The 21,256-nt window shown below is 68.3% G+C and carries 20 protein-coding genes; 12 read left to right on the top strand and 8 right to left on the bottom strand.

The genetic code is table 11. The annotated features are described in order from the left end of the window. Positions 1–26 precede the first annotated feature (26 nt). From IG196_RS30930 to IG196_RS30915, 4 genes are all read left to right on the top strand, one after another. Positions 27–836 carry a GntR family transcriptional regulator gene (locus IG196_RS30930; protein WP_101490665.1) on the top strand — a complete coding sequence of 270 codons (810 nt, stop codon included), beginning with the start codon at positions 27–29 and terminating at the stop codon, positions 834–836. Between the two features lie 105 nt (positions 837–941). After that, the gene (locus tag IG196_RS30925; RefSeq protein WP_192194284.1) at positions 942–2,045 is read left to right on the top strand and encodes an alkene reductase; all 1,104 of its coding nucleotides are present in this window, start codon (positions 942–944) and stop codon (positions 2,043–2,045) included. A gap of 82 nt (positions 2,046–2,127) precedes the next feature. Continuing rightward, positions 2,128–2,613, top strand: coding sequence for a RidA family protein (locus IG196_RS30920; protein ID WP_192194283.1), 486 nt, complete (start codon positions 2,128–2,130; stop codon positions 2,611–2,613). After that, a complete protein-coding gene (locus tag IG196_RS30915) occupies positions 2,610–3,086 on the top strand; it encodes a GNAT family N-acetyltransferase (protein WP_192194282.1) in 477 nt (158 codons plus the stop codon). The genes IG196_RS30920 and IG196_RS30915 overlap by 4 nt, the downstream gene beginning before the upstream one ends. A 4-nt stretch (positions 3,087–3,090) precedes the next feature. Here IG196_RS30915 and IG196_RS30910 read toward each other — a convergent pair whose 3' ends face one another. Both IG196_RS30910 and IG196_RS30905 read right to left on the bottom strand, forming a co-directional pair. Continuing rightward, on the bottom strand, positions 3,091–4,476 hold the full coding sequence (locus tag IG196_RS30910; protein WP_192194281.1) for a sensor histidine kinase: 1,386 nt from the start codon (positions 4,474–4,476) through the stop codon (positions 3,091–3,093). Between the two features lie 8 nt (positions 4,477–4,484). After that, a complete protein-coding gene (locus tag IG196_RS30905; RefSeq protein ID WP_056574813.1) occupies positions 4,485–5,174 on the bottom strand; it encodes a response regulator transcription factor in 690 nt (229 codons plus the stop codon). A gap of 115 nt (positions 5,175–5,289) precedes the next feature. On the opposite strand from IG196_RS30905, the gene IG196_RS30900 reads away from it, so the two are divergent. From IG196_RS30900 to IG196_RS30885, 4 genes are all read left to right on the top strand, one after another. After that, the gene (locus IG196_RS30900) at positions 5,290–6,174 is read left to right on the top strand and encodes an alpha/beta hydrolase (RefSeq protein WP_192194280.1); all 885 of its coding nucleotides are present in this window, start codon (positions 5,290–5,292) and stop codon (positions 6,172–6,174) included. Positions 6,175–6,191: 17 nt separating this feature from the next. Further along, positions 6,192–6,479 carry a phosphopantetheine-binding protein gene (locus tag IG196_RS30895; protein ID WP_192194279.1) on the top strand — a complete coding sequence of 96 codons (288 nt, stop codon included), beginning with the start codon at positions 6,192–6,194 and terminating at the stop codon, positions 6,477–6,479. Beyond that, on the top strand, positions 6,476–7,756 hold the full coding sequence (locus tag IG196_RS30890; protein WP_192194278.1) for a beta-ketoacyl-[acyl-carrier-protein] synthase family protein: 1,281 nt from the start codon (positions 6,476–6,478) through the stop codon (positions 7,754–7,756). The genes IG196_RS30895 and IG196_RS30890 overlap by 4 nt, the downstream gene beginning before the upstream one ends. A gap of 95 nt (positions 7,757–7,851) precedes the next feature. Then, positions 7,852–8,340: a GNAT family N-acetyltransferase gene (locus IG196_RS30885; protein WP_225616858.1), complete on the top strand. Its 489-nt coding sequence runs from the start codon at positions 7,852–7,854 to the stop codon at positions 8,338–8,340. A gap of 16 nt (positions 8,341–8,356) precedes the next feature. Here the strand turns inward: IG196_RS30885 and IG196_RS30880 are convergent, their stop codons facing one another. Further along, on the bottom strand, positions 8,357–10,621 hold the full coding sequence (locus IG196_RS30880) for a heavy metal translocating P-type ATPase (RefSeq protein ID WP_192194277.1): 2,265 nt from the start codon (positions 10,619–10,621) through the stop codon (positions 8,357–8,359). A gap of 170 nt (positions 10,622–10,791) precedes the next feature. Between IG196_RS30880 and IG196_RS30875 the strand changes: the two genes are divergently transcribed. Together IG196_RS30875 and cueR are read left to right on the top strand one after the other, a co-directional pair. Continuing rightward, positions 10,792–10,986, top strand: coding sequence for a heavy-metal-associated domain-containing protein (locus tag IG196_RS30875; RefSeq protein ID WP_192194276.1), 195 nt, complete (start codon positions 10,792–10,794; stop codon positions 10,984–10,986). After that, complete coding sequence (gene cueR, locus IG196_RS30870) at positions 10,986–11,405, top strand: Cu(I)-responsive transcriptional regulator (protein WP_192194275.1); 420 nt, start codon at positions 10,986–10,988, stop codon at positions 11,403–11,405. Before IG196_RS30875 ends, cueR begins: the two co-directional genes overlap by 1 nt. Before the next feature lie 16 nt (positions 11,406–11,421). Here the strand turns inward: cueR and IG196_RS30865 are convergent, their stop codons facing one another. Next, positions 11,422–12,381: a YcjF family protein gene (locus IG196_RS30865; RefSeq protein WP_192194274.1), complete on the bottom strand. Its 960-nt coding sequence runs from the start codon at positions 12,379–12,381 to the stop codon at positions 11,422–11,424. 569 nt (positions 12,382–12,950) lie between these two features. Here IG196_RS30865 and creB point away from each other — a divergent pair. Beyond that, positions 12,951–13,745 carry a two-component system response regulator CreB gene (gene creB / locus IG196_RS30860; RefSeq protein ID WP_192194273.1) on the top strand — a complete coding sequence of 265 codons (795 nt, stop codon included), beginning with the start codon at positions 12,951–12,953 and terminating at the stop codon, positions 13,743–13,745. Then, the gene (gene creC, locus IG196_RS30855) at positions 13,742–15,184 is read left to right on the top strand and encodes a two-component system sensor histidine kinase CreC (protein WP_153281367.1); all 1,443 of its coding nucleotides are present in this window, start codon (positions 13,742–13,744) and stop codon (positions 15,182–15,184) included. The genes creB and creC overlap by 4 nt, the downstream gene beginning before the upstream one ends. Here creC and IG196_RS30850 read toward each other — a convergent pair. The 4 genes from IG196_RS30850 to creD form a co-directional block, all read right to left on the bottom strand. Continuing rightward, entirely contained in the window at positions 15,178–15,783 is a 606-nt protein-coding gene (locus IG196_RS30850) for a hypothetical protein (protein WP_192194272.1), read from the bottom strand. The genes creC and IG196_RS30850 overlap by 7 nt on opposite strands. A gap of 212 nt (positions 15,784–15,995) precedes the next feature. Next, the gene (locus IG196_RS30845) at positions 15,996–18,389 is read right to left on the bottom strand and encodes a penicillin-binding protein 1A (protein WP_192194271.1); all 2,394 of its coding nucleotides are present in this window, start codon (positions 18,387–18,389) and stop codon (positions 15,996–15,998) included. A gap of 18 nt (positions 18,390–18,407) precedes the next feature. After that, entirely contained in the window at positions 18,408–19,700 is a 1,293-nt protein-coding gene (locus IG196_RS30840; RefSeq protein ID WP_192194270.1) for a glycoside hydrolase family 3 protein, read from the bottom strand. Further along, on the bottom strand, positions 19,697–21,163 hold the full coding sequence (gene creD, locus IG196_RS30835; protein ID WP_192194269.1) for a cell envelope integrity protein CreD: 1,467 nt from the start codon (positions 21,161–21,163) through the stop codon (positions 19,697–19,699). Before creD ends, IG196_RS30840 begins: the two co-directional genes overlap by 4 nt. Positions 21,164–21,256 lie beyond the last annotated feature (93 nt).

Raw genomic sequence — 21,256 nt, 5'->3', positions numbered from 1 at the left:
CACGCAGCACCGCGCACCGCCCCGACATGAACCTTCCCGCCGCGTCCCCTCTTCCTTCGCCCCTGGGTGGCGACCACGGCGCGGGCGTCACGCAGTACCTGCAGTTGGCCAGCGTGCTGCGCCACCGCATCGCCCACGGCGAACTGCAGCCCGGCCAGCAACTGCCCACCGTGGCGCAACTCGCGGCCGACTACAAGCTCGCGCGCGTCACAGTGCGGCAGGCCTACGGCGTGCTGGCGCGCGAAGGCCTGCTCACCAGCCAGCGCGGGCGCGGCACCTTCGTCGCGGCCCGGCCCGCCGCGTGCGCGGACCCGCTGCTGCGCAACGCCATCAACGATCCGCGGGCGCGCAACATCCGCTTCGACATCCTCGAGCAGCGCCGCCAGCAGCCGCTGCCCGAAGGCCTGGCACGCGGCAGCGCCACCTTCCCGGACTACGCCTTCATCCGCAAGATCCACGTGCACGACGACGAGCCCTTCTGCCTCGTCGAGATCCATGTGGCGTCGGAGATCCACGCGCTGTTTCCGCCCGACAGCGAACAGCACCACAAGATCGCCCACCTGCTCGAACAGCATGCCGCCGAGCGCATGCACAAGGTGCAGCAGACGCTCACCGTGGCGCCGGCCGACCTGCTGCTCGCGCAGTACCTGCACTGCTCCTTCGCCACCCCCATCGCGCACATGGAGCGCCGCGTCTTCGACACCCAGGGCCGCATCGCGCTCGCCGGGCGCTTCTGGTACCGGGGCGACCGCTTCGTGTCCGACATCGAGATGCCCTTCGCCACCTGGGCCAACGCCGGGGCGTCGCTGATCCCCGAGGCCCTGGCGCTGCCCTGAGCTGACTTGCCGTCCCTAGCACCAATCGGGACAACCGTGCGACAGCAGGGTTGAGGCGGGCGGCTTAGCCTCGGGCCTGTTTCAACTCTGCCCCCTCAATCCGCGATGTCCACCCTTTTCGACCCCGTCCAAGCCGGCGACCTCCAGCTCGCCAATCGCATCGTGATGGCGCCGCTCACGCGCAACCGCTCGCCCAACGCGATCCCGCCCGACATCGCCGCCACCTACTATGCCCAGCGCGCCAGTGCCGGTCTACTCATCACCGAAGCCACCGCCATCAGCCACCAGGGCCAGGGCTACGCCGACGTGCCCGGCCTCTACGGCACCGAACAGCTCGACGCCTGGAAGCACGTGACCGATGCCGTGCACGCCCAGGGCGGCAAGATCGTCGTGCAGCTGTGGCACGTGGGTCGCGTCTCGCACACCGAACTGCAACCCGGTGGCGGCAAGCCCGTCGCGCCCTCGGCCATCACCGCCAAGACCAAGACCGTGCTCATCAAGGACGGCGTGCCGACTTTTGTCGAAACCTCGGAGCCCCGCGCTCTCGACGCGGCCGAGCTGCCCGGCATCGTCCACGCCTTTGCGGTGGCCGCACGCAACGCCGTCGAGACCGCGGGCTTCGACGGCGTCGAACTGCACGGCGCCAACGGCTACCTGCTCGACCAGTTCCTGAAGGACGGCAGCAACAAGCGCACCGACGACTACGGCGGCTCCATCGAGAACCGCGCGCGCCTGCTGCTCGAGTCCACGCGCGCCGTGGTCGACGCCGTCGGCGGCGGCAAGACCGGCATCCGCCTGTCGCCCGTCACGCCCGCCAACGACGCGCACGACAGCGACCCGCAGCCGCTGTTCACCTACGTCGTGAAACAGCTCGCACCGCTGAACCTGGCCTACATCCACATCATCGAAGGCGCCACCGGCGGCCCGCGCGAAATCGCCGACCGCCCCTTCGACTACGAAGCCCTCAAGGCCGCCTACCGCGCCGCCGGCGGCAAGGCCGCCTGGATGGTCAACAATGGCTACGACCGTCCGCTGGCCGAAGAAGCCCTGAAGGAAGGCGACGACCTCGTGGCCTTCGGCAAGCCCTTCATCTCGAACCCTGACCTGGTGCGCCGGCTGCGTGAGAACGCGCCGTTGAATGAACTGGACAAGGCGACGATGTACGGTGGGGGCGTCAAGGGCTATACGGACTATCCGGCGTTGGGCTGAGCCCCCGACGGGCCCCCGAGGGCCATGGCAAGATGCAGCGGACCTCTTCTTCATCAACGTCCGTCTGCAGGAGCGCAACGCCATGGCCCGCATCGAACAACGACTCGCAGCACTCGGCCTCGTGCTGCCCCCGCCGGTCACGCCACCGCCCGGCGTCCTCCTCCCCTTCCAGTTCGTCCGCCTCATCGGCCGACGCGCCATCATCTCGGGCCATGGTCCATTGAATGCCGACGGCCGCATCGCTGCGCCACTCGGCAAACTCGGCGCCGAGCTGACCGTCGAGCAGGGCTACACCGCCGCGCGCCTCACCGGGCTCGCCATGCTCGGCAGCCTGCAGCGTGCGCTCGGTGACCTGGACCGCATCACCGCATGGACGCGCGTGTTCGGCATGGTCGCTTCGGCGCCTGGCTTTCAGCAGCAACCGGCGGTCATCAATGGGTTTTCCGACCTGATCCTCGAACTCTTCGGTCCCGAAGTCGGCGCCCATGCGCGCAGCGCCGTGGGCATGGCCGAGCAGCCCTTCGGCATCCCGGTGGAGATCGAGGGCGAAGTCGAGTTCGACGCATGAGCGTCGAAGCCGCGCCCTGGCACCTGCGTCGCGCGAACGCCGACGACGTGGCAGCCGTCACTGCGTGCGCCGTCGAAGCCTTCCGCACCTACATCCCGCGCCTGGGCCTCACGCCGCGGCCGATGACACGCGACTACGCCGAGGCCATCGCGCACCTGCAGGTCTGGGTGGCCGAGCGGCCGGCGCAACAGGTCGGCGCGGCGTTGCTGCTCGATGTCACCGACGAAGGCTTCCTCATCGACGTGATCGCGGTTCACCCCGATCACCAGGGCAGCGGCGCGGGCCGCGCGTTGCTCGAGCTGGCCGAGCGCGAAGCGCTGCGCCAGGGCCATGCGTCGATCTACCTGTTCACGAACGAGAAGATGACCGAGAACCTCGCGCTCTACCAGTGCATCGGCTACGTCGAATACCGGCGCGAATCGCTCGACGGCCGCACGCGCGTCTATCTGCGCAAGCCACTGACGGCCGCGTGAAACCTCAGGCGTCTTCTCCGAAGGTCACGCTCACGCGCAGACCCGTCGGCTCCGCCGCTTCGAGCCGCAACTCCGCCCCCAGCAGCTCGGCATAACGCGCCACGATCGACAGCCCCAGCCCTGCGCCCTGCCCCAGCTTCTGGCCCGCGGGCCCTTGTGCCCAGCGCTGCATGAGGTCACGCTGCGCTTCGAGCGGAATGCCGGGTCCGTCGTCGATCACGCTCAGCGTGCGGCCCGCGAGTTCGACGGTGATCGTGCGCCCGCCGTAGCGCAGCGCGTTGTCGATGAGGTTGTCGAGGATGCCCTCCACCAGCGCTTCGTTCGCAAGCACCGTCACGCCGTCGTCGAGGCCGCGTGCACCCAGGTCCACGCCGCGTGCATCGGCGCGCGCCAGGTGGCGCAGCACGGTCTGCTCAGCCAGCATGTCGAGCGACACCGGCGTGCGCTGCAGGTCGGTGCGTGCCTCGTCGGCCAGCGCGAGCGCGAGCAGCTGGTCGATCAGGTGGCTCGCGCGCGCCTGCCGCTCGGACACGCGCGTGAGCTGCTCGCGCCACACCGCGGTGTCGTGTTGCGCGAGCCCGTACTCGGCCAGTGCGCGGATGCCGGCGAGCGGCGTGCGCAGCTCGTGCGCGACGTTGCCCACGAACTCGCGCTGCGCGCGCACGCTGTAGCGCAGGCGGTCGAACAGCGCGTTGACGGCATCGCCCAGGCGCTGCAGTTCTTTCGAGGTCTGCGCCACGGCCACCGGTGAGAGGTCGCGCACGTCGCGGATGTCGAGCGCGCGCTGCAGCTCGCCGAGCGGACGCAGATCGCGTCGGATGCCATGCCAGAGCCACACGGCCAGCAACACCAGCAGCAGCACCTGTGGCGCCATGGCATAGAACAACAACCGCTGAACGAGCGCGGCGCGGCTCAGCGTGGTCTGCGCCACGATCACGCGGTAGGGCATATGCAGGCCGGGCTCGGCGTCGTGATCGAGGACGACGGCACGCAGCACGTTCCCGTCGTAATCGATGTCGGAAAAACGGTAGCGCGAGCCTTCGCCCGGCAGCGGCGCCTGCAGGTCGGACTTGCCCGAAATCAGTGTGCCGTCGAGCCGCTGCACCGAGAAGTAAACCTTGTCGATCTGGTCGAACAGCACGGTCGCCACTTCGCGCGGCGTCAGCAGCAGCTCGATGCCGCGTTCGCCGGCCTGCACGTTGGCCGACAGCGCATAGGCGTCGTCGAGCATGCCGCGGTCGAAGGCCTGTTCCGAAAAGTAGTTGGCGATGACGAGCGCAATCACCGCGCCCGCCATCCAGGTCAGCGCCAGCGGCACCAGCACGTTGCGCAGCACGCGCCGCGTGAGCGACGGTGCAATGCGTGCGACCGTCGGCGTTGCCTCGCTCACAGGCGGCCTCACACCTCGGCTTCGAGCAGGTAGCCGATGCCGCGCAAGGTGCGAATGCCCGCACCCGAGCCGAGCAGTTTCTTGCGCAGGCGCGAGATGAAGGCCTCGAGCGCGTTGTCACCCAGTGATTCGTCGAAACCCGAGAGCTTGTCCGACAGCGCCCGCTTGCTCACCGTGCGGCCCGGCGGGCTCATGAGCTCCCACAGCACCTCGAACTCGCGCGCGGGCAAATCGAGCGGCGCATTCGCGACCGCGAAGCGCCGCGCCTTGCGGTCGAGCTTGAGCTGGCCGAGCACCACGATGTCTTCGGTGCCCTTGGCGCGCCGCACCAGCGCGCGCAGCCGCGCCTCCACCTCGGCGAGATCGAAGGGCTTGCCCAGGTAGTCGTCAGCGCCCGCGTCGAGTCCGGCGATGCGCTCTTCGGTGCGCCCCCGCGCCGTGAGCACCAGCACCGGCGTGCGGTCGCCGCGCGCACGCGCCTGTCGCAGCGCAGTGAGGCCGCTCGCCAGGCCGCTGGTGGGGCTGGCGGTGGCGGGCAGGTTCAGGTCGAGCAGCACGGCATCGAAGGGCTGCACGCGCCACAGGTGGTCGGCGTCCTCGACGTTGGTCGACACGTCGACCCGGTGACCGGCGTCGGCGAGGCTGCGCAGCATCACGTCGCGCAGCACGGTGTCATCTTCCACAAGCAGGATTCGCATGGTGAGTGAATGAGTGGTGGGTGGATTTGTGGGTCTGCCCTGGCGATGGACGCGTCAGCGGCCGGTCAGTCGCTCACCGCGATAAACGCGACATGAGCATACGACACACCTTCCGATGAGTGCACGCGATCCCTCCGATCCCTTGAGCCTGGTGTCCCCCGCCGTGCAGCGCACCGCGGTGGTTCTGCTCCATGGTTTATGCAGCACGCCTGACGAGCTGCTGACCGTGCAATCGACCTTGCAGCGCCACGGGTATGCGGTGCAGCCGCTGTGCATCGCGGGCTACTCGTTCGACGCCGCCGCGCCACTGCAGCAGGCCGTGCCTTTCGAACGCTGGCTCGACACGCTCGAAGCGCACGTGAAGGCGCTGCGGCGCACGCACGAACGCGTGATGCTGGTCGGCATCTCCGCCGGCGCGTCGCTGGCGCTCGGCGGTGCCATCCGTTGCGGGCGCGAGGTGGACGCGCTGGTGCTCTTGTCGACCACGCTGCGCTTCGACGGCTGGGCCGTGCCGCGCACGCGCTTTCTGCTGCCGCTGGCCTTCTACACACCGCTGGGCCGCTTCTGGCAGTACCGCGAGCGCCCGCCCTACGGCGTAAAGAACGAGCGCGTGCGCACCTGGATCGAGCGCGAGCTGCGCCATCGCCAGGTCTCGCGCGCCGGCAGCGCGGTGATCGGCGTGGGCCATCTGCGCGAGCACGACCGGCTGATCCGCCACGTGCGGCGACGCCTGAACGAAGTGCAATGCGAGCAGGTGCTGGCGCTGCATGCGCGCGAGGACGAAGTGGCCAGCCTGTCGAACCTCGACCTGCTCGTGCGCGGGCTGCGCTGCGCCTCGCTGCGCACCGTGGTGTTGAACAACAGCTACCACATGATCAGCATCGACAACGACCGCCAGCAGGTGGTGCGCGAGACCCTCGCCTTCGCCGAGACCGTGGCTCATGGCCCGGTGCCCGAACCCGTGGTCCGCGCCCGCGGACTGTCTGTTCTCCACGCCTGAAAGAAAGGAACCCCCTCATGTCTTCCTCTCCCACCTTCAACAGCATCGCCTCCATCCTCGAGACCGACTTCCGCGTCACCCGTGCGAACATCTCGCCGGCCACTGCGCTGTCGGACCTCGGCCTCGATTCGCTGGCGCTCATGGAGTTCGTCTTCGCGGTCGAAGACGCTTTTCACCTGCGCATTCCCGAAGACCGGCTCGATCCGCGTGAAGCGGGCATCACGCTGCAGCGGCTGTGCGAGGTGATCGATGCCGAAGGCGAAGCCGCCGCTGCACGCGCCGAGCCCATGGCAGCCGCCGCATGAGCAGCGGCGCCGCCCATGCCGTGCTCGCGGCCGCTTCGACTGCGCACACTGCTGCCGCGCCCGTGCACGTGAGCGGGCTTGGTTTCGTCACGCCGCTCGGCCGCAGCATCGAGGCCTTCGACCACGCGCTGTTCGCCGGCCGCTCTGCCGTGCGCGCGCAGACGCTCGATATCCCGGGCATGGACCCGATGGCGATCGCCGCCGCCACCTGCGACTTCGACGCGGGCGGCGTGCGCAGCGCCTCGCGCCTGCCACTCGACCGCGGCACCGCGATGGCACTGGCCGCCGCACAAGATGCCGCGGCCGATGCCGGGCTCGACCTCGACACGATCGACCGCGACCGCCTGGGCATCTTCTGGGGCAGCGGCCTGGCCGGCGCCGGCACCTTCGACGCCACCACGCGCGCGCTCTACGGCGAACAACGCCGCATGCGCCCCACCACCGTACTCACCGTGATGCCGAACGCGGCCGTTGCCGAACTGGCGCTGCACTTCGGCGCGCGTGGTGCGGCGCTGGCCTATGCATGCGCCTGCGCTTCATCAGCGGTCGCCATCGGCGAAGCCATGCGCGCCATCCGCGGCGGCTGGATCGACATCGCCATCGTCGGTGGCCACGATGCGATGCTCACGCCCGGGGTGATGGCCAGCTGGCACGCGATGCGCGTGATGGCGCCGCCGCCGATCGATGCGCCTGCGTCTGCCTGCCGTCCGTTCTCGGCCGACCGCGCGGGCTTCGCTATCGGCGAGGGTGCGGCTGCGCTGGTGCTCGAATCGGAGGCGCATGCGCGGGCCCGCGGCGCCGGTGCGCAGCCCTTCGTGCTCAGTGGCTACGCGAGCAATTGCGACGGCACGCACATCACGAATCCCGATCCGGCCGGCCAGGTGCGCGCGATGCGTGCCGCGCTGCGCGACGCCGGGCTCACGCCGTCAGACATCGGACACATCAACGCCCACGGCACGGCGACCACAGCAGGCGACGCCGCCGAAGCTGCATCGATCGGTAAACTGTTCGGAGATGCCGCGCCGGTCAGCGCGACGAAAGCAATTCACGGCCATGTGCTCGGCGGCGGTGGCGCCATCGAACTCGTGGCGGCGCTGCGTGCGTTGGCCCGCGAGACCTTGCCGCTCATCGCGCACCTGCAGACGCCAGATGCTGCGTTCGCCAACGTGGACTTCGTGCGCGGTGCGGCACGCGAGGCACGGGGGCTGCGCCATGTGCTGTCGAATTCCTTCGCCTTCGGCGGCACCAACGCGGTGATCGTGGCCAGCCGGCGCTGAACTTCGGGGGGAGAAAAAAAGCGGTGCAGTCGCCGGCACCGCCTTGCTATGCTCGGCCGCATCCTTCCTCTCAGCTGCTACAGAAGAAGCGCGACATGCCCCTGCACCGCCTCGCCACCCCCTCTGATTTCGACGCCGTCTTCGATCTCTACATGCACGAGCGGGTCGTGCCCTACCTGGGCTACGACCCGATGCCGCGCGATGACTTTCGCGCGGTCTTCCAGGGCCTGCTCGACAGCGGTGCTTTCTTCATCTTCGAAGTCGATGGCCAGGTCGCCGGTTTCTATCGCGTGACGCGCTACCCGGGCCGCGCGCAGCATGTGGCGAGCCTGGGCACGCTCGCGGTCGATCCCACACTACATGGCCGCGGCGTCGCGCAGACCATGGTGACCGACGTGCTCGCGCGGCTGAAGGCCGAAGGCGTTCGCCGCGTCGAGCTGATGGCCGAGAGCGACAACGCCACGGCCCTTCGTTTCTATGCCCGGCTGGGCTTCGTGCAGGAAGGCACGCTGCGCCAGTTCTATCGCCGGGCCGGTGAAGCGGACTTCATCGACGAGCACCTGATGGCGCTGCTGTTCGACTGATCCGCGTGTCGCTCGGTCAGTGTTGTTGCTGGTGCTTGGGCTTCCAGCGCCGCAGCAACAGCGCATTGGCCATCACGCTCACGCTCGACAGCGCCATGGCCGCACCGGCCACCACCGGGCTCAACAAACCGAAAGCCGCGAGCGGGATGCCGGCCACGTTGTAGGCAAAGGCCCAGAACAGGTTCTGCCGGATCTTCGCCACCGTGCGGCCCGAGAGCTCGAGCGCTTCGGCCACGAGCGCGAGGTCGCCGCGCATCAGCGTGATGCCGGCCGCTTCCATCGCCACGTCGGTGCCGCCGCCCGAAGGCGCCATCGCGATGCCCACGTCGGCCGCGGCCAGTGCGGGCGCGTCGTTGGCACCGTCGCCGACCATCGCGACGACGTGGCCGTTCTTGCGCAGCGCGCTCACCTGCTCGGCCTTGTCGGCGGGCAGCACGTCGGCGCGCACGTCTTCGGCGGGAATACCGAGCCGCGCTGCCATCGCCTGTGCCGCGCGCAGGTTGTCGCCCGAGATCATCACGACGCGAAGGCCACGGCCACGCAAGGTGCGGATCGCTTCGGCAGCCTGCGGCTTCGGCTCGTCGGCGAAGGCCAGCAGCGCCTGCACATGCGCGGAACCGGCATCATCGAAACGCAGCAGCGCGGAGACCGTGGCGCCTTGCGACTGCAAGCGTTCGATGTCGGCTTCAGCCGGCATCGCATCGAGCTCACGGCACCAGCGCAGGCTCGCGATGGCCCAGGTTGCGCCGTTCACTTCACCGCGCACGCCGCGTCCCGGCATCGCCTGCATCGCGCCGAGCGGCGGTGCCTGCACACCGCGTTCGGCAGCGGCCGTGAGCACAGCACGGGCAAGCGGGTGCTCGCTGCCGCCTTGCAGGCTGGCGGCCGTGGCGAGCAGGTCGTTTTCGTTGGCCAGCGCACCGGCCGCGGGCAGCAGCGCCGTGAGCACCGGACGACCCACCGTCAGCGTGCCGGTCTTGTCGAAGGCCACGGTGTCGACGCGGTGCGCAATTTCCAAAGCGCGCGCGTCCTTGATGAGAATGCCGTGCTTTGCAGCCACGCCAGTGCCCGCCATCACCGCCACCGGCGTCGCGAGGCCCAGCGCACACGGACAGGCAATGACCAGCACCGCGACCGCATGGATCAGCGCGGTCTCGACGCCGGCACCCGCGACCATCCAGCCCGCGAAGGTGACGAGCGCGATCAGCAGCACGACCGGCACGAACACCGCCGCCACCTGGTCGACCATGCGCTGGATCGGCGCCTTGGCGGCCTGCGCGTCTTCGACCAGCCGGATGATGCGCGCCAGCACGCTCTCGGCGCCGACCGCACGCACCTCGATGACCATGCGACCGTCGCCGTTCACCGCGCCGCCGGTCAGGGCATCGCCGGGGTTCTTGGCCACGGGCAGCGGTTCGCCCGTGAGCATCGATTCGTCGACCTCGGACTGCCCTTCGAGCACGCGCGCATCGGCCGGCACACGTTCGCCGGGACGCACGGCGAGGCGGTCGCCGACCATCACGTCGGCCAGCGGCACGTCGCTTTCCTTGCCGCGCGCGTTGATCAGGTGGGCCACTTCGGGCCGCAGCTGCTGCAGCGCGCGGATCGCCGAGGTGGCCTGGCGCTTGGCGCGCGCCTCGAGCCACTTGCCCAGCAGCACCAGCGTGATCACCACCGCCGAAGCTTCGAAATACAGGTGCGGCACCATGCCGTGCCCTGCATGCTCGCCGGTGGCGGCCCGCCACCACAGCCACAGCGACAGGCCGAAGGCCGCGCTGGTGCCCAGCGCGACCAGCAGGTCCATGTTGCCGGTGCGGGCCTTGGCCGCATGCCAGCCCGCGCGGTAGAAACGCGCGCCGAGCCAGAACTGCACCGGCGTCGCGAGCAGCAGCTGCACCCAGGGCGGCAGCATCCAGCTCTGGCCGATCAGGTCGCCGAGCATCGGCGCCATCAGCGGGATCGACAGCGCCAGGCCGACGGCCACGGGCATGAAGCCGTGCCAGGGCGACATCGCGGCCGCCTCGTCCTGCGCAGTGCTTTCAGCACGCGGCTCGTAGCCAGCGGCGCGCACGGCGCGGCGCAGCAGCAAGGCCATGTCCTCGCCGCCGGTGGCCACGATGCGGGCCGACTCGGTCGCGAGGTTGACGCTCACGTCCTGCACGCCGGGCACGTTCTTGAGCGCGCGTTCCACGCGCATCACGCACGAGGCGCAGGTCATGCCGCCGACCGAGAGGTCCAGCGTGGCGGCGGCCGATGAGGGTGGGGGCTGAATGTGTTCCATGGTGCCAAGGCTAAAGCCTGACACCATGGCAAGGTCAAGCGGCGATTCTTCAAAGCCCTAAGCTGGACGTTGACATCGTGAGAGGGTTGAAACTGGCGTTGTCCCCGATTCGGGTGTTCAATCCTTCCACCCTTCATTCAATCATCCATTCCTCACAAGGAGCAACGACGATGAGCCAGAAATTCCAGGTCTCCGGCATGAGCTGCGGCCACTGCGTGGACGCAGTGCAAGACGCGGTACAGACGGTCGACCCGCATGCGCAGGTCACGGTCGATCTTGAAACCGGCCATGTGGACGTGTTGAGCCAGCAGCCGCGCCAGGACATCGTGGCCGCGATCGAGAACGCCGGCTACACGGTTCAATGATGGCGGCGACCACGGCCTCCGGCCGCCAGGTGGCCATCGGCGAGGCCGCGCGGCTGTCGGGCGTGTCGGCGCGCATGGTGCGCCACTACGAAGGCCTGGGCCTGCTGCCGGCGGTGGCGCGCACCGAGAGCGGCTACCGCCAGTACAACGACGCCGACATCCACACGCTGCGCTTCATCAAGCGCTCACGCGATCTGGGTTTTTCGATGGAAGAAATCGCCGAACTGGTCGGCCTGTGGCACAACCGCCGCCGCGCCAGCTCGAGCGTGAAGCGCATCGCCGAAAAACACCTCGGTGAACTGGAGCAACGCATCGCCGACATGCAGTCGATGCGCAGCACGCTCGCGCACCTCGTGCATTGCTGCCATGGCGATGCGCGGCCCGACTGCCCGATCCTCAACGACCTGAGCCAGGTCTGAGCCTGAGCCGCGAGGCTCAGGCGTTCTTGACGAGCGACAGCACCTGGCTCGTGTCCAGCGTGCGCGCCCGTTCCTGGATCGCCGGCAGGTACTGCGTCTGCAGGCCCTGCCCTTCCTTCACCACGTTGGAGAACGCGTCCTTCAGCATCTGCGTGGACAGCGTGCGCCCGCCCGCGTAGTAGCGCTTGGCCACATGGCCCAGCGCATAGGTCGACGCGAAGCTCATGCCCGAGCTCACGGCCTGCTTGCCGAGTCCGCCCAGGAGGCCGCCGCCGACCTTGCCCAGCAAGCCGCCGAGCAGCTTGCGCCCCGCCTGTTCCAGGTACTGCGAGGTCAGGCCGACGCCCACGGTGGCCAAAAAATCCTTGATGTGGCCGGTGTCCAGCTGGTAGCCGTGCGCCTGGCCGATGCGGTAGACCAGCTTCATCTGCAGCGGAATGATCGCCATGGTCGACAGCGTTTCGGGCAGCAGCTCCAGCGCGCCGTTGAGGATGGCGGCGTTGAGGATCGCGCGGTCGAGCTCGGTGCTGTCGGGCGCCTGCGGCGCCGCGGGGGCTGCCGCTGCAACCGCTGTCGCGCCCGTGGCCGCCACAGCCGCCGGCACCGCGGCGGCAATGTCTTCCGCCCGCTGCGAGAACTGCGCCGCCGAGGCGTCCAGGCCGAGCGAGCTGCGCACGTCCATCAGAAAGAGCCGCTCGGGCTCCGACTGCACGCCGTCGGCGTCGCACATGCACACCGCCATCTCGTACGCCAGCTGCCGCGCCTCCGCGCTTTTCAGCTCGCCGGCCACCGAGGCCAGCGACACCCGCTTCATGAGCACGTCCTGGTAGATCGTCGGCAGGTTCACGCCGTCGGCCTGCGACAGGCCCTCGGCGATGCGCTTGATCTCGGCGCGCTCGCGTTCGTGCTTTTCGCCGTCGACGAAGGCCGTCAGCAGGCTCAGGGTGACGATCGCTTTTGTTTCAGAAGGTGTCATGTTCGAGTTTTTTCGTCACGTGAAGGAACGGATTGGGTCCGCGCCACGCCCGAAGGTTCCGCTTCGCGTTCTCCCCACAAAACTGGGACAACTCTGTGAGTAACCCCGGCACTGCTCTGTAGGGGCGTTGCAAGTCATTGATTTACAAGGGAAATCTACAACCTGCCTAAATAACAGGCACTTGATTTCTTTGTCGAAAAACCGCCTTTCGCAGAATTGTGGAAGGCTGTCAAAGGACAACTCTGGGGAGAGTTCTGGCACAAGCCATCGGTTATCCACAGGGCCGGCGGGTTACCCAATGTTGTCCAAGTTGCGGGTACACCACGGAAGCGGGGGTGCGCACAGTGACGCAAGCATGGCAAGTCGTTGTCACGTCAAGGAAAAAGTGACCTTTCCACAGACGAGGGCGACCCTTATCTACTACTACTAATTTGAATAAGAAGAATAAGAAGACAGGAAGAGGACAAGCCTCGCCCGAAAAAAAAAGCCGCGAAAGGCCGCGCCGGTCCCCGGCGCCTCGGGCGAAAAACCGGGCACGGGTCGTCCTTGGGCCTCGCTAACATCGCCGGATGAGCTTCAAACCCCGGATCCTGATTGCCGAAGACGAATCGGGCATCGCCGACACGCTCCAGTACGTTTTGAGCAGCGACGGCTTCCAGCCGGTGTGGTGCGCCACGGCCGAAGAAGCCATCGCGCAGTTCGCGCAGGAACGCCCCGCGCTCGCCATCCTCGACATCGGATTGCCCGACCTGAACGGCTTCGAGCTCTTCAAACGCCTCCAGGCGCTGAATCAGTCGATGGGCGGCCCGGAGGTACCGATGGTGTTTTTGACGGCCCGCAGCGACGAAATAGACCGCGTGGTGGGCCTCGAACTGGGTGCGGACGACTACATTGCCAAGCCGTTCTCCCCCCGGGAGCTGGTCGCCCGGGTCCGAACCATCCTGCGGCGCAGTGCCAGAAATGGCTCAGGAAGCCCGCCAGCGGCCGCAGCGCCAAACCATGGGGTACTTCCTCAAAACGCGCCGGCGCCGCTGGAGGCGGCGCCACAGACCCCTGCAACACCCTTTGCGCTCGACAGCGAGCGCATGCAAATCCGTTACTACGGACGGCTGCTGGAACTCTCGCGCTACGAATACGGCCTGCTGAAACTCATGGTCCAGCGCCCGGGGCGCGTGTTCACGCGCGACGAACTGCTGCAACTCGTCTGGGACGATGCCAGCGACAGCTTCGACCGCACGGTCGACGCGCACATCAAGACGCTGCGCGCCAAGCTCAAGACCATTGCGCCCGAGGTCGAGCCGATCCGCACCTTGCGCGGCACCGGCTACGCGCTGCACGAAGATCTGCCTGCCAGCAGGGCATGACCCGGCGCACGCGGATCTTCATCGGCATCCTGCTGATCTACACGGCGGGCATCGCCTTCCTGCTGTACCGCGTCGTCTCCGACATCGACCCGCGCTACCGCGAGTCGGCCGAAGAATCACTGGTCGAAACCTCGCAGCTCATGGCCAGCCTGGTCGAGCAGGACGTGATTGCGGGCGCCATCAACACGGCGCGGCTGGAACCGCTGTTTCGCAGCGTCTACACGCGCGAGTTTTCGGCCCAGATCTACAACCTGCACAAGAGCCGGGTCGAGCTGCGCGTGTACGTCACCGACCGCACCGGCCGCGTGATGTTCGATTCGCTCGGCCGCCACCTCGGCAACGACTATTCGCAGTGGAGCGACGTGAAACGCACGCTCGGCGGCCTGTACGGCGCGCGCACCTCGCGCGATGTCGACGGCGACCCGCGCACCTCGGTGATGTACGTCGGCGCACCGATCCGCTGGAACGACGAGATCGTCGGCGTCGTCAGCGTCGGCAAGCCGGTGCAGAGCTTCGGCCAGTTCGTCGAAGACGCACGCGTGCGCACCATCTGGGTCGGCGTCGGTTCGGCGCTGGCGCTGCTGCTGCTCACCGTGATCGTCTCGGTCTGGCTGGTGCGGCCCTTCGGCCTGATCCGCGACTACTGGACCTGGGTGCGCGCGCAGCGCAGCCTGAGCCTGTCGCGCATGGCGCGGCGCGCGGTCGATGCGGTGCGCACCGGCTTCGGCGAAATGCGCGACGCGCTCACCGGACGCAACTACGTGGCCGACTACGTGCAGACCTTCACGCACGAAGTGAAGAGCCCGCTGTCGGCGATTCGCGGTGCGGCCGAGCTGCTGCAGGAACCGCAGATGCCGCACGACCAGCGCGAACGTTTTCTGAAAAACATCGAACGCGAAACCCAGCGCATCCAGGAAATCGTCGACCGCATGATGGAGCTCACCGCGCTCGAAACACGGCGCACCCTCGACCGCACCGAACCGGTGGCGCTGGGCCCGTTGATCGAAGACATCGCGGGCAGCGCTCAACCCGCCGCGTCGCGGCGCGGCATCCGGTTGATCGTGAACATTCGGGAGCCCGCGCGGGTTGAAGGCGATCCGTTCTTGCTGCGCCGCGCGATCAGCAATCTGCTCGACAACGCACTCGACTTTTCACCGCCCGACAGCGAGGTGCTGCTGACGCTGGAAACGACCTCGCGTCTGGCGCGCATCAACGTGCGCGACCACGGCCCGGGCATTCCGGACTACGCGCAGGACAAGGTCTTCGAGAAGTTCTATTCGCTCGCCCGGCCGCACAGCCAGAAAAAAAGCACGGGGCTCGGGCTGGCGTTCGTGAAGGAAATTGCGACCCTGCACCGGGGCCGCATCGACCTGGGCAATGCGACGCGCGGCGGCGCCGTGGCGACGCTCACGCTGCCGCTGCTGTCAACGCATCACTGACCGACCAGGGCGCGATACGCGTTGCGCGTCTCGGGGCTCACGGCTTCGAGCAATTGCTCGTACGAGGTCTGATGCCGCGTCAGCATGCGCGCCGAGGCCACGGCCTTCGATTTGCAGAACCAGTGGCAGGTGTGCTGCATCAAGAACAGCTCGGCCGACATCGTGAAGGCCTTCGATTTCGGCGAGCGCTCCGCCGCATTTTTCGCCACGCCCGCGATGCCGCGCGCATGAATGCGCAGCGCTTCGCGCAGGTCGAAACTCGCGGACGGGAACAGCGTGGTGGCGAACGGCAAGGCCACCGGCAGCCGGCTCACGCGCGTGTCGGCTTCGGGTTCGCGCGCCAGGTCGGCGGCGAAGGTCTCGAACTGGGCGGCGAGCTTTTCCTCGGTGCTGTCGAGCAGGTGCCAGATCTGCTGGCGCCGCTCGGCGTCGTCTTCGCCGAGGCAGCGCAGGTAGCCCTGGGTCAGGCTCTCCATCAGCTTTTCGATCTGGTAGCGGCCCAGATGGCGACCGAGCAGCGCGATGCGCTGGCGCTGTTCCTTGGATTTCAGGATGTAGAAGCCGGCGGCAATGAGTGCCACCAGGGTGAGGATTTCCATGGATGCGAGAAAAGGGGAGAGAAGAGAAAAGACAAAAAAAATCGCGGGGGCCGCGGCACCGAGTGTAGGCACCGCAGACCGCCCGCGTTTTCCTCTGCTGGATCGTCTTTTCGTGAAACACCGCGGAACCGGCTTTGCCGGGCCGCTGGTGTTGCCCCCGGCGAGGGGGTTGGCGAAGCGACACGAAGTGCGCGTAGCCTGGGGGAGTGCCGTTACCTGAAGAAATCGAGGATGCGGTTGCGTTCTTCGGGTGGCGGCGGTGCACCGATCGGCGCGCCGGTCAGCACCTCCACCGGCTGTATCGGCTGCTCGGTGCTTTCCAGGCCCAGGCTCGCCACGTTGTGGCCCGGCGTGAAGTCGTCGAAGTACCACTCGCCGTCGATGCTCACCACGCCGGCCGGCTCGGCCGGCAGCATCACGGGCACGCCGCGCAGCGCCGACTGCATGTAGCCGGTCCAGATCGGCAGGCTCAGGCTGCCGCCGGTTTCGCCGCGCACGCCGAGCTGGCGCGGCGTGTCGTAGCCGACCCAGGCGATGCCCACGCGCGTCGGCTGGAAGCCGGCGAACCAGGTGTCGAACGAGTCGTTGGTGGTGCCGGTCTTGCCGAAGAGGTCGTCGCGCTTGAGCGCCTGGTAGGCCTTGAAGCCGGAGCCGCCCTTGACCACACTTTGCAGCAGCGATTCCATGACGAACGCGTTGCGCGCGGGAATGGCGCGGCGGCTTTCGTCGAGCGCCGGGGGCTCGGTTTCCATCAGCACCTTGTCCTTGAGGTCGGTGACGCGGGTCACGAGGTACGGGTTCACGCGATAGCCGCCGTTGGCGAACACCGAATAGCCCACCGCCATCTGCATCGGCGTGACCGAACCGGCGCCCAGGCCCATCGGCAGGTTGGCCGGGTGCTTGTCCTTGTCGAAGCCGAACTTGGTGACCCAGTCTTGCGCGTAGGGCGCGCCGATCGACTGCAGCACGCGCAGCGTGACCAGGTTCTTCGACTTCATGAGCGCGTTGCGCAGCGGCATCGGGCCTTCGAAGGTGCCGTCGAAGTTCTTCGGGTCCCAGGGCTGGCCGCCGTTGACACCGGCATCGAAGACCAGCGGCGCGTCGTTCACCACGGTGGCTGGCGTGAAGCCCTTTTCGAGCGCGGCCGAATAGATGAAGGGCTTGAAGCTGGAGCCCGGCTGGCGCCAGGCCTGCGACACGTGGTTGAACTTGTTCTTGCCGAAATCGAAGCCGCCGACCAGCGCAGTGATGGCGCCGCTGCGCGGGTCCATGGCGATGAAGGCGCCTTCCACTTCGGGCAGCTGCGTGATTTCCCAGGTGTTCTTCGGCGTCTTGGCGACGCGGATCACGGCGCCGCGGCGGATCTTGATGTTCGGCGCTGCCTTCGCGGCCAGGCCGGACTGCGCGGGCTTCAGGCCCTCGCCGGAAATTTCGAAGGCCTCGCCGTTGGCGCGCACCACGGTCACTTCCTTGGCGCTGGCTTCCAGCACCACGGCCGAGATCACGTCGCCGTTGTCGGGGTGCTCGGCCAGCGCTTCGTCGACGGCCTCGTCAATTTCCTTCTGGCCGCTGGCCGGCAGGTCGACGAACTTCTCGGGGCCGCGGTACACCTGACGGCGCTCGTAATCCATGATGCCCTTGCGCAGCGACTTGTACGCCGCCGCCTGGTCGGCCGCCACCAGCGAGGTGTAGACCTTCATGCCGCTGGTGTAGATGCTGTCGCCGTACTGCGCGTACATCATCTGGCGCACCGTCTCGGCCACGTACTCGGCATGCAGGCGGTTCGGGTCGGCGGCGTCGCGCAGGTGCAGTTCTTCCTTCTTGGCTTCGGCCGCCTGTTCGGCGGTGATGAAGCCGGTCTCGTGCATGCGGTCGATCACGTAGAGTTGGCGCGCCCGCGCGCGGCGTGGGTTGGCCACGGGGTTGTTGGCGCCGGGCGCCTTGGGCAGGCCGGCGAGCATGGCGGCCTCGGCGATGGTCACCTGCTGCAGCGGCTTGCCGAAGTAGGCCTCGGAGGCGGCGGCGAAACCGTAGGCGCGGTTGCCCAGGTAGATCTGGTTCAGGTAGATCTCCAGGATCTGGTCCTTGCTGAGCTGCTGCTCGAGCCGGAAGGCCAGCACGATCTCCGAGGCCTTGCGGCTCAGCGTGCGTTCCGAGCTCAGGTAGACGTTGCGCGCCACCTGCATCGTGATGGTCGAGGCGCCCTGCTTGCGCCCGCCCTTGAAGCTGGCCACGGCCGCGCGCGCGAAGCCCTTGTAGTCCACGCCGCCGTGGTCGTAGAAGCGCGCGTCTTCCACGGCCAGCACGGCGTCTTTCATGACCTTCGGAATGTTCGCGAACGGCGTGAGGTTGCGGCGCTCCTCGCCGAATTCGCCGATCAGCGTGCCTTCGGCGGTGTACACGCGCAGCGGCAGCTTGGGCCGGTAGTCGGCCAGCTCGGAAATGTCGGGCAGCTTCGGGTAGATGGCGACCACCCCCACGATGGCGGCGCCCAGCAGCACGACGGCGCCGGCACCGGCCACGACGGCGCTCCAGCCGGCGATGCGTTTCCAGGGGAGCTGGCGCAGCGCACCGGCGGGTTGGGACGAACGAGGTTCTTGGGACATTGGGATGGGGCCAGGGGGCTAGCGAAGAGGTTGGAGCCGTGGCGCGCGCGGGCGTTCCGTCACCCGGGGATCGAGCGCGCCGCGCCGCACGCCTTCCAGCGCGCAGTGCATGGCATCGAAATACTTGTCGTGGTCGTAAGCGATGAGCAGCAGGTCCACCCCGGCGTCGAGTGCGCCCAGGGTGGCGTTGCAAAGACCTCGGTTGTAGGCCCCGCCCATCGTGAGGTCGTCGGTGACGAGCAGGCCCTGAAAGCCCCATTCGCCTCGAATCACCTGCCGCACGATTTTGCGTGAGAAAGAGACCGGCGCGTCCGCGTCGAGTTCCCCAAGGATGACATGGGCCAGCATGATCGCGGCATCCGAATGTTTCGACACGTCTTGAAACGGCTTCCAGTCGTGCGCGGCGAGTCGGGCCACGGGCGTGCGCAGTTCGGTGCCCACGTGGTGCGTGTCTTCGGTCACGCCGGCGAGGCCGGGAAAGTGCTTGAGCGTGCCGCGCACCCCAGCCGATTCAAGGCCTTGCTCGTAAGCGAGCGCCACCTGCGTGGTGATTTCGGGGTCGCTCGAAATGGCGCGTTCCTCGATGCGGGTGTGCAGGTCCCAGCGGCCCGGGGCGCGGCCGGGGCGCAGGTCGACCACGGGGCTGAAGTTCAGCGTGATGCCCAGCGCGGCGAGCGCCCCGCCCTGCTGCGCGCCGTAGGCGCGGGCACGTTGTAACAGTTCGTGTGCGGGCACGTCGGCGTCCAGCAGGCTGGCGAGCGCCGGCTGGTGCGGCACCATCGGCGACAGGCGCGAGACGCCGCCGCCCTCCTGGTCGGTCGCCACCACCAGCGGCGGCAGGCCGGCCGCCTGTCGCAGCGCCTGCAGGCTGGCGATTTCCGCGCGCAGGGTGTCGGCGCTGCGGCCTTTCACATTGCGGCCGGTGATGAAGATGCCGCCGATCAGGCCCCGGCGGGCCAGTTCGTGCAGGTCGTTCGCATCGTCATAGCCGACGATGAAGCGCGCGCCGAGGGCCTGCGCCACCGGGCCCGCGGCTGCGTTCACTTCCAGCCGATGCTGGCGCGAGGCCAGCTCGTGGCCCAGCGCCGTCAGCGTCGCGCCGACCGTCAGGGCCAGCGCCACGACACGGCGTGCGCCGCGCGCGCTGCGCCAGGCGATCGCGCCGCTGGCACACAGCGCGGCGAGCAGCAGCGGCAGTTCCTCCTCGCGCAGGAAGCGCAGGTGCGGGTCCTTCAGGTGCCAGGCCCAGGCGCACAGCACGGCCAGCACCAGCCAGCCGAGCACGCCGGGGATGGCGCGCAGCAGTTTCATGCGTCCACTGCCGCCGGGGCGGCCTCGTTGCGGCGCGACAGCGCATACCAATCGACCTTGCGCGTCACGAGCATGAGGGTGGCCAGCATGCCGAAGATCAGCAGCGCGCCCAACAGCAGCGCATTGCTTTCCGAGGCCAGCAGGCCGTAGAGCGCGCCGTACAGCAATGCCACGAAGGCGGCGAACGACAGGCCGCGTTGCCAGCCGCCGAGCACCGCGCTGAAGTACACGGCCAGCAGCGCCACGCTGGCGCCGGCCGCGCCCGCGTAGGCGAAGTGGAAGGCGAATTTTTCCGACAGCGCGAGCAGCAGCAAGAAGAACAGCGCGATCGACAGGCCCACCAGCCCGTACTGCACCGGGTGCAGGCGCAGCTTGCGGAACAGCTCGAACATGAAGGCCGCCATCAACACCAGGCCGATGAAGAGTGCACCGTACTTGCCGGCGCGCGTGCTCATCGAATACACGTTGACGGGCTGCGCGAGCGACACGTCGAAGGTCTGCAGCGGGCCCGAGGCATGGCGCGGCGTGGACGCCGTGCGCACGACGGCCGCCGCGGCGCTCTGCGCGGCATCGCCTTCGCCGCCCGACAGGCCGGCGCGCACCTGCTCGCGCGCCGTGGTCACGAGCGAGGACACGCGCCAGTGCGCGTCGAAGCCCTGCGGCGTCACCTGGCGCTGCGTGGCCAGGAAGCGACCGCCGAAGCTGGGGTGTGCCCACGGCGATTTCAGGTGCGCGGTGGTTTCCTCGGCGATGGGCACCATCGAGAGCGTGTCCTGGCCCACCAGCGAGAGCTTCATGTCGAAGGCGAGCGGCTTGCCCGCCTGCCAGGCGGCGAGCGCGGCGCCCGAGAGCGGCGCGTGGATGCCGTCGGCGTACGTGGCGTGGTCGGGCAGGCCGGGCACGCGCTGGCGAAAGCGCAGCGCTTCGCCTTCGATCGTGAGCGCGGGCGAGCCGTCGAGGCCGCGCAGGTCGCTCACGTGAAAGGCGACGAGCGGCGGGCGGAACTCGATCGACGAATCGCTTTCGCTGTGCGGCACGGACCGCGGGTCGAAGCCCGCGAAGCCGCCGTCGAGTGCGGCCGTGAGCGTGTAGAACGGAATGCGGAAGATGCCGCGGTAGCGCTCCTGCGTGGCCATGTCGCCTTCGATGTGCAGCTTGTCGGGGAACACGGCGTGCGCCATCTCCTTGCGCTGCGGGGCCTGGCCGATCACCTTGCCCTGCGCGTCGCGCAGCGGCTCCATCCAGCGCTCCACATACGGCACCAGCAGCACGGGGCCGACCATGGTTTGCGGCCCGGCGTAAGACGCGGCAAGTTCGTGCGCGGCCTCCCGCTGGCTTTCGCCGCGGGCGCGGTTGAGGTCGTCGATCCGCGCCAGCGGAATGCACAGCACCAGCAGCAGGAAGAACAGGCCGGCCACCTTGACCAGCACCGAGGCCTGCAGGGCCTTCAACAGTTGAAGCATGGGTTTCTCCCCTCTTTTTTGGGTTTTTTCGTGATGAGGCGCCGATGCTCTGCGCCCGACCCGAAGGCCGTATGAAGCCGCCGCGCGGCGCAC

Source organism: Variovorax sp. 38R, assembly GCF_014843395.1.
Lineage (GTDB): Bacteria > Pseudomonadota > Gammaproteobacteria > Burkholderiales > Burkholderiaceae_C > Variovorax > Variovorax paradoxus_H.
Note: the sequence above shows the minus strand (reverse complement) of the source record. Positions and strands in the feature narration are given on the sequence as shown.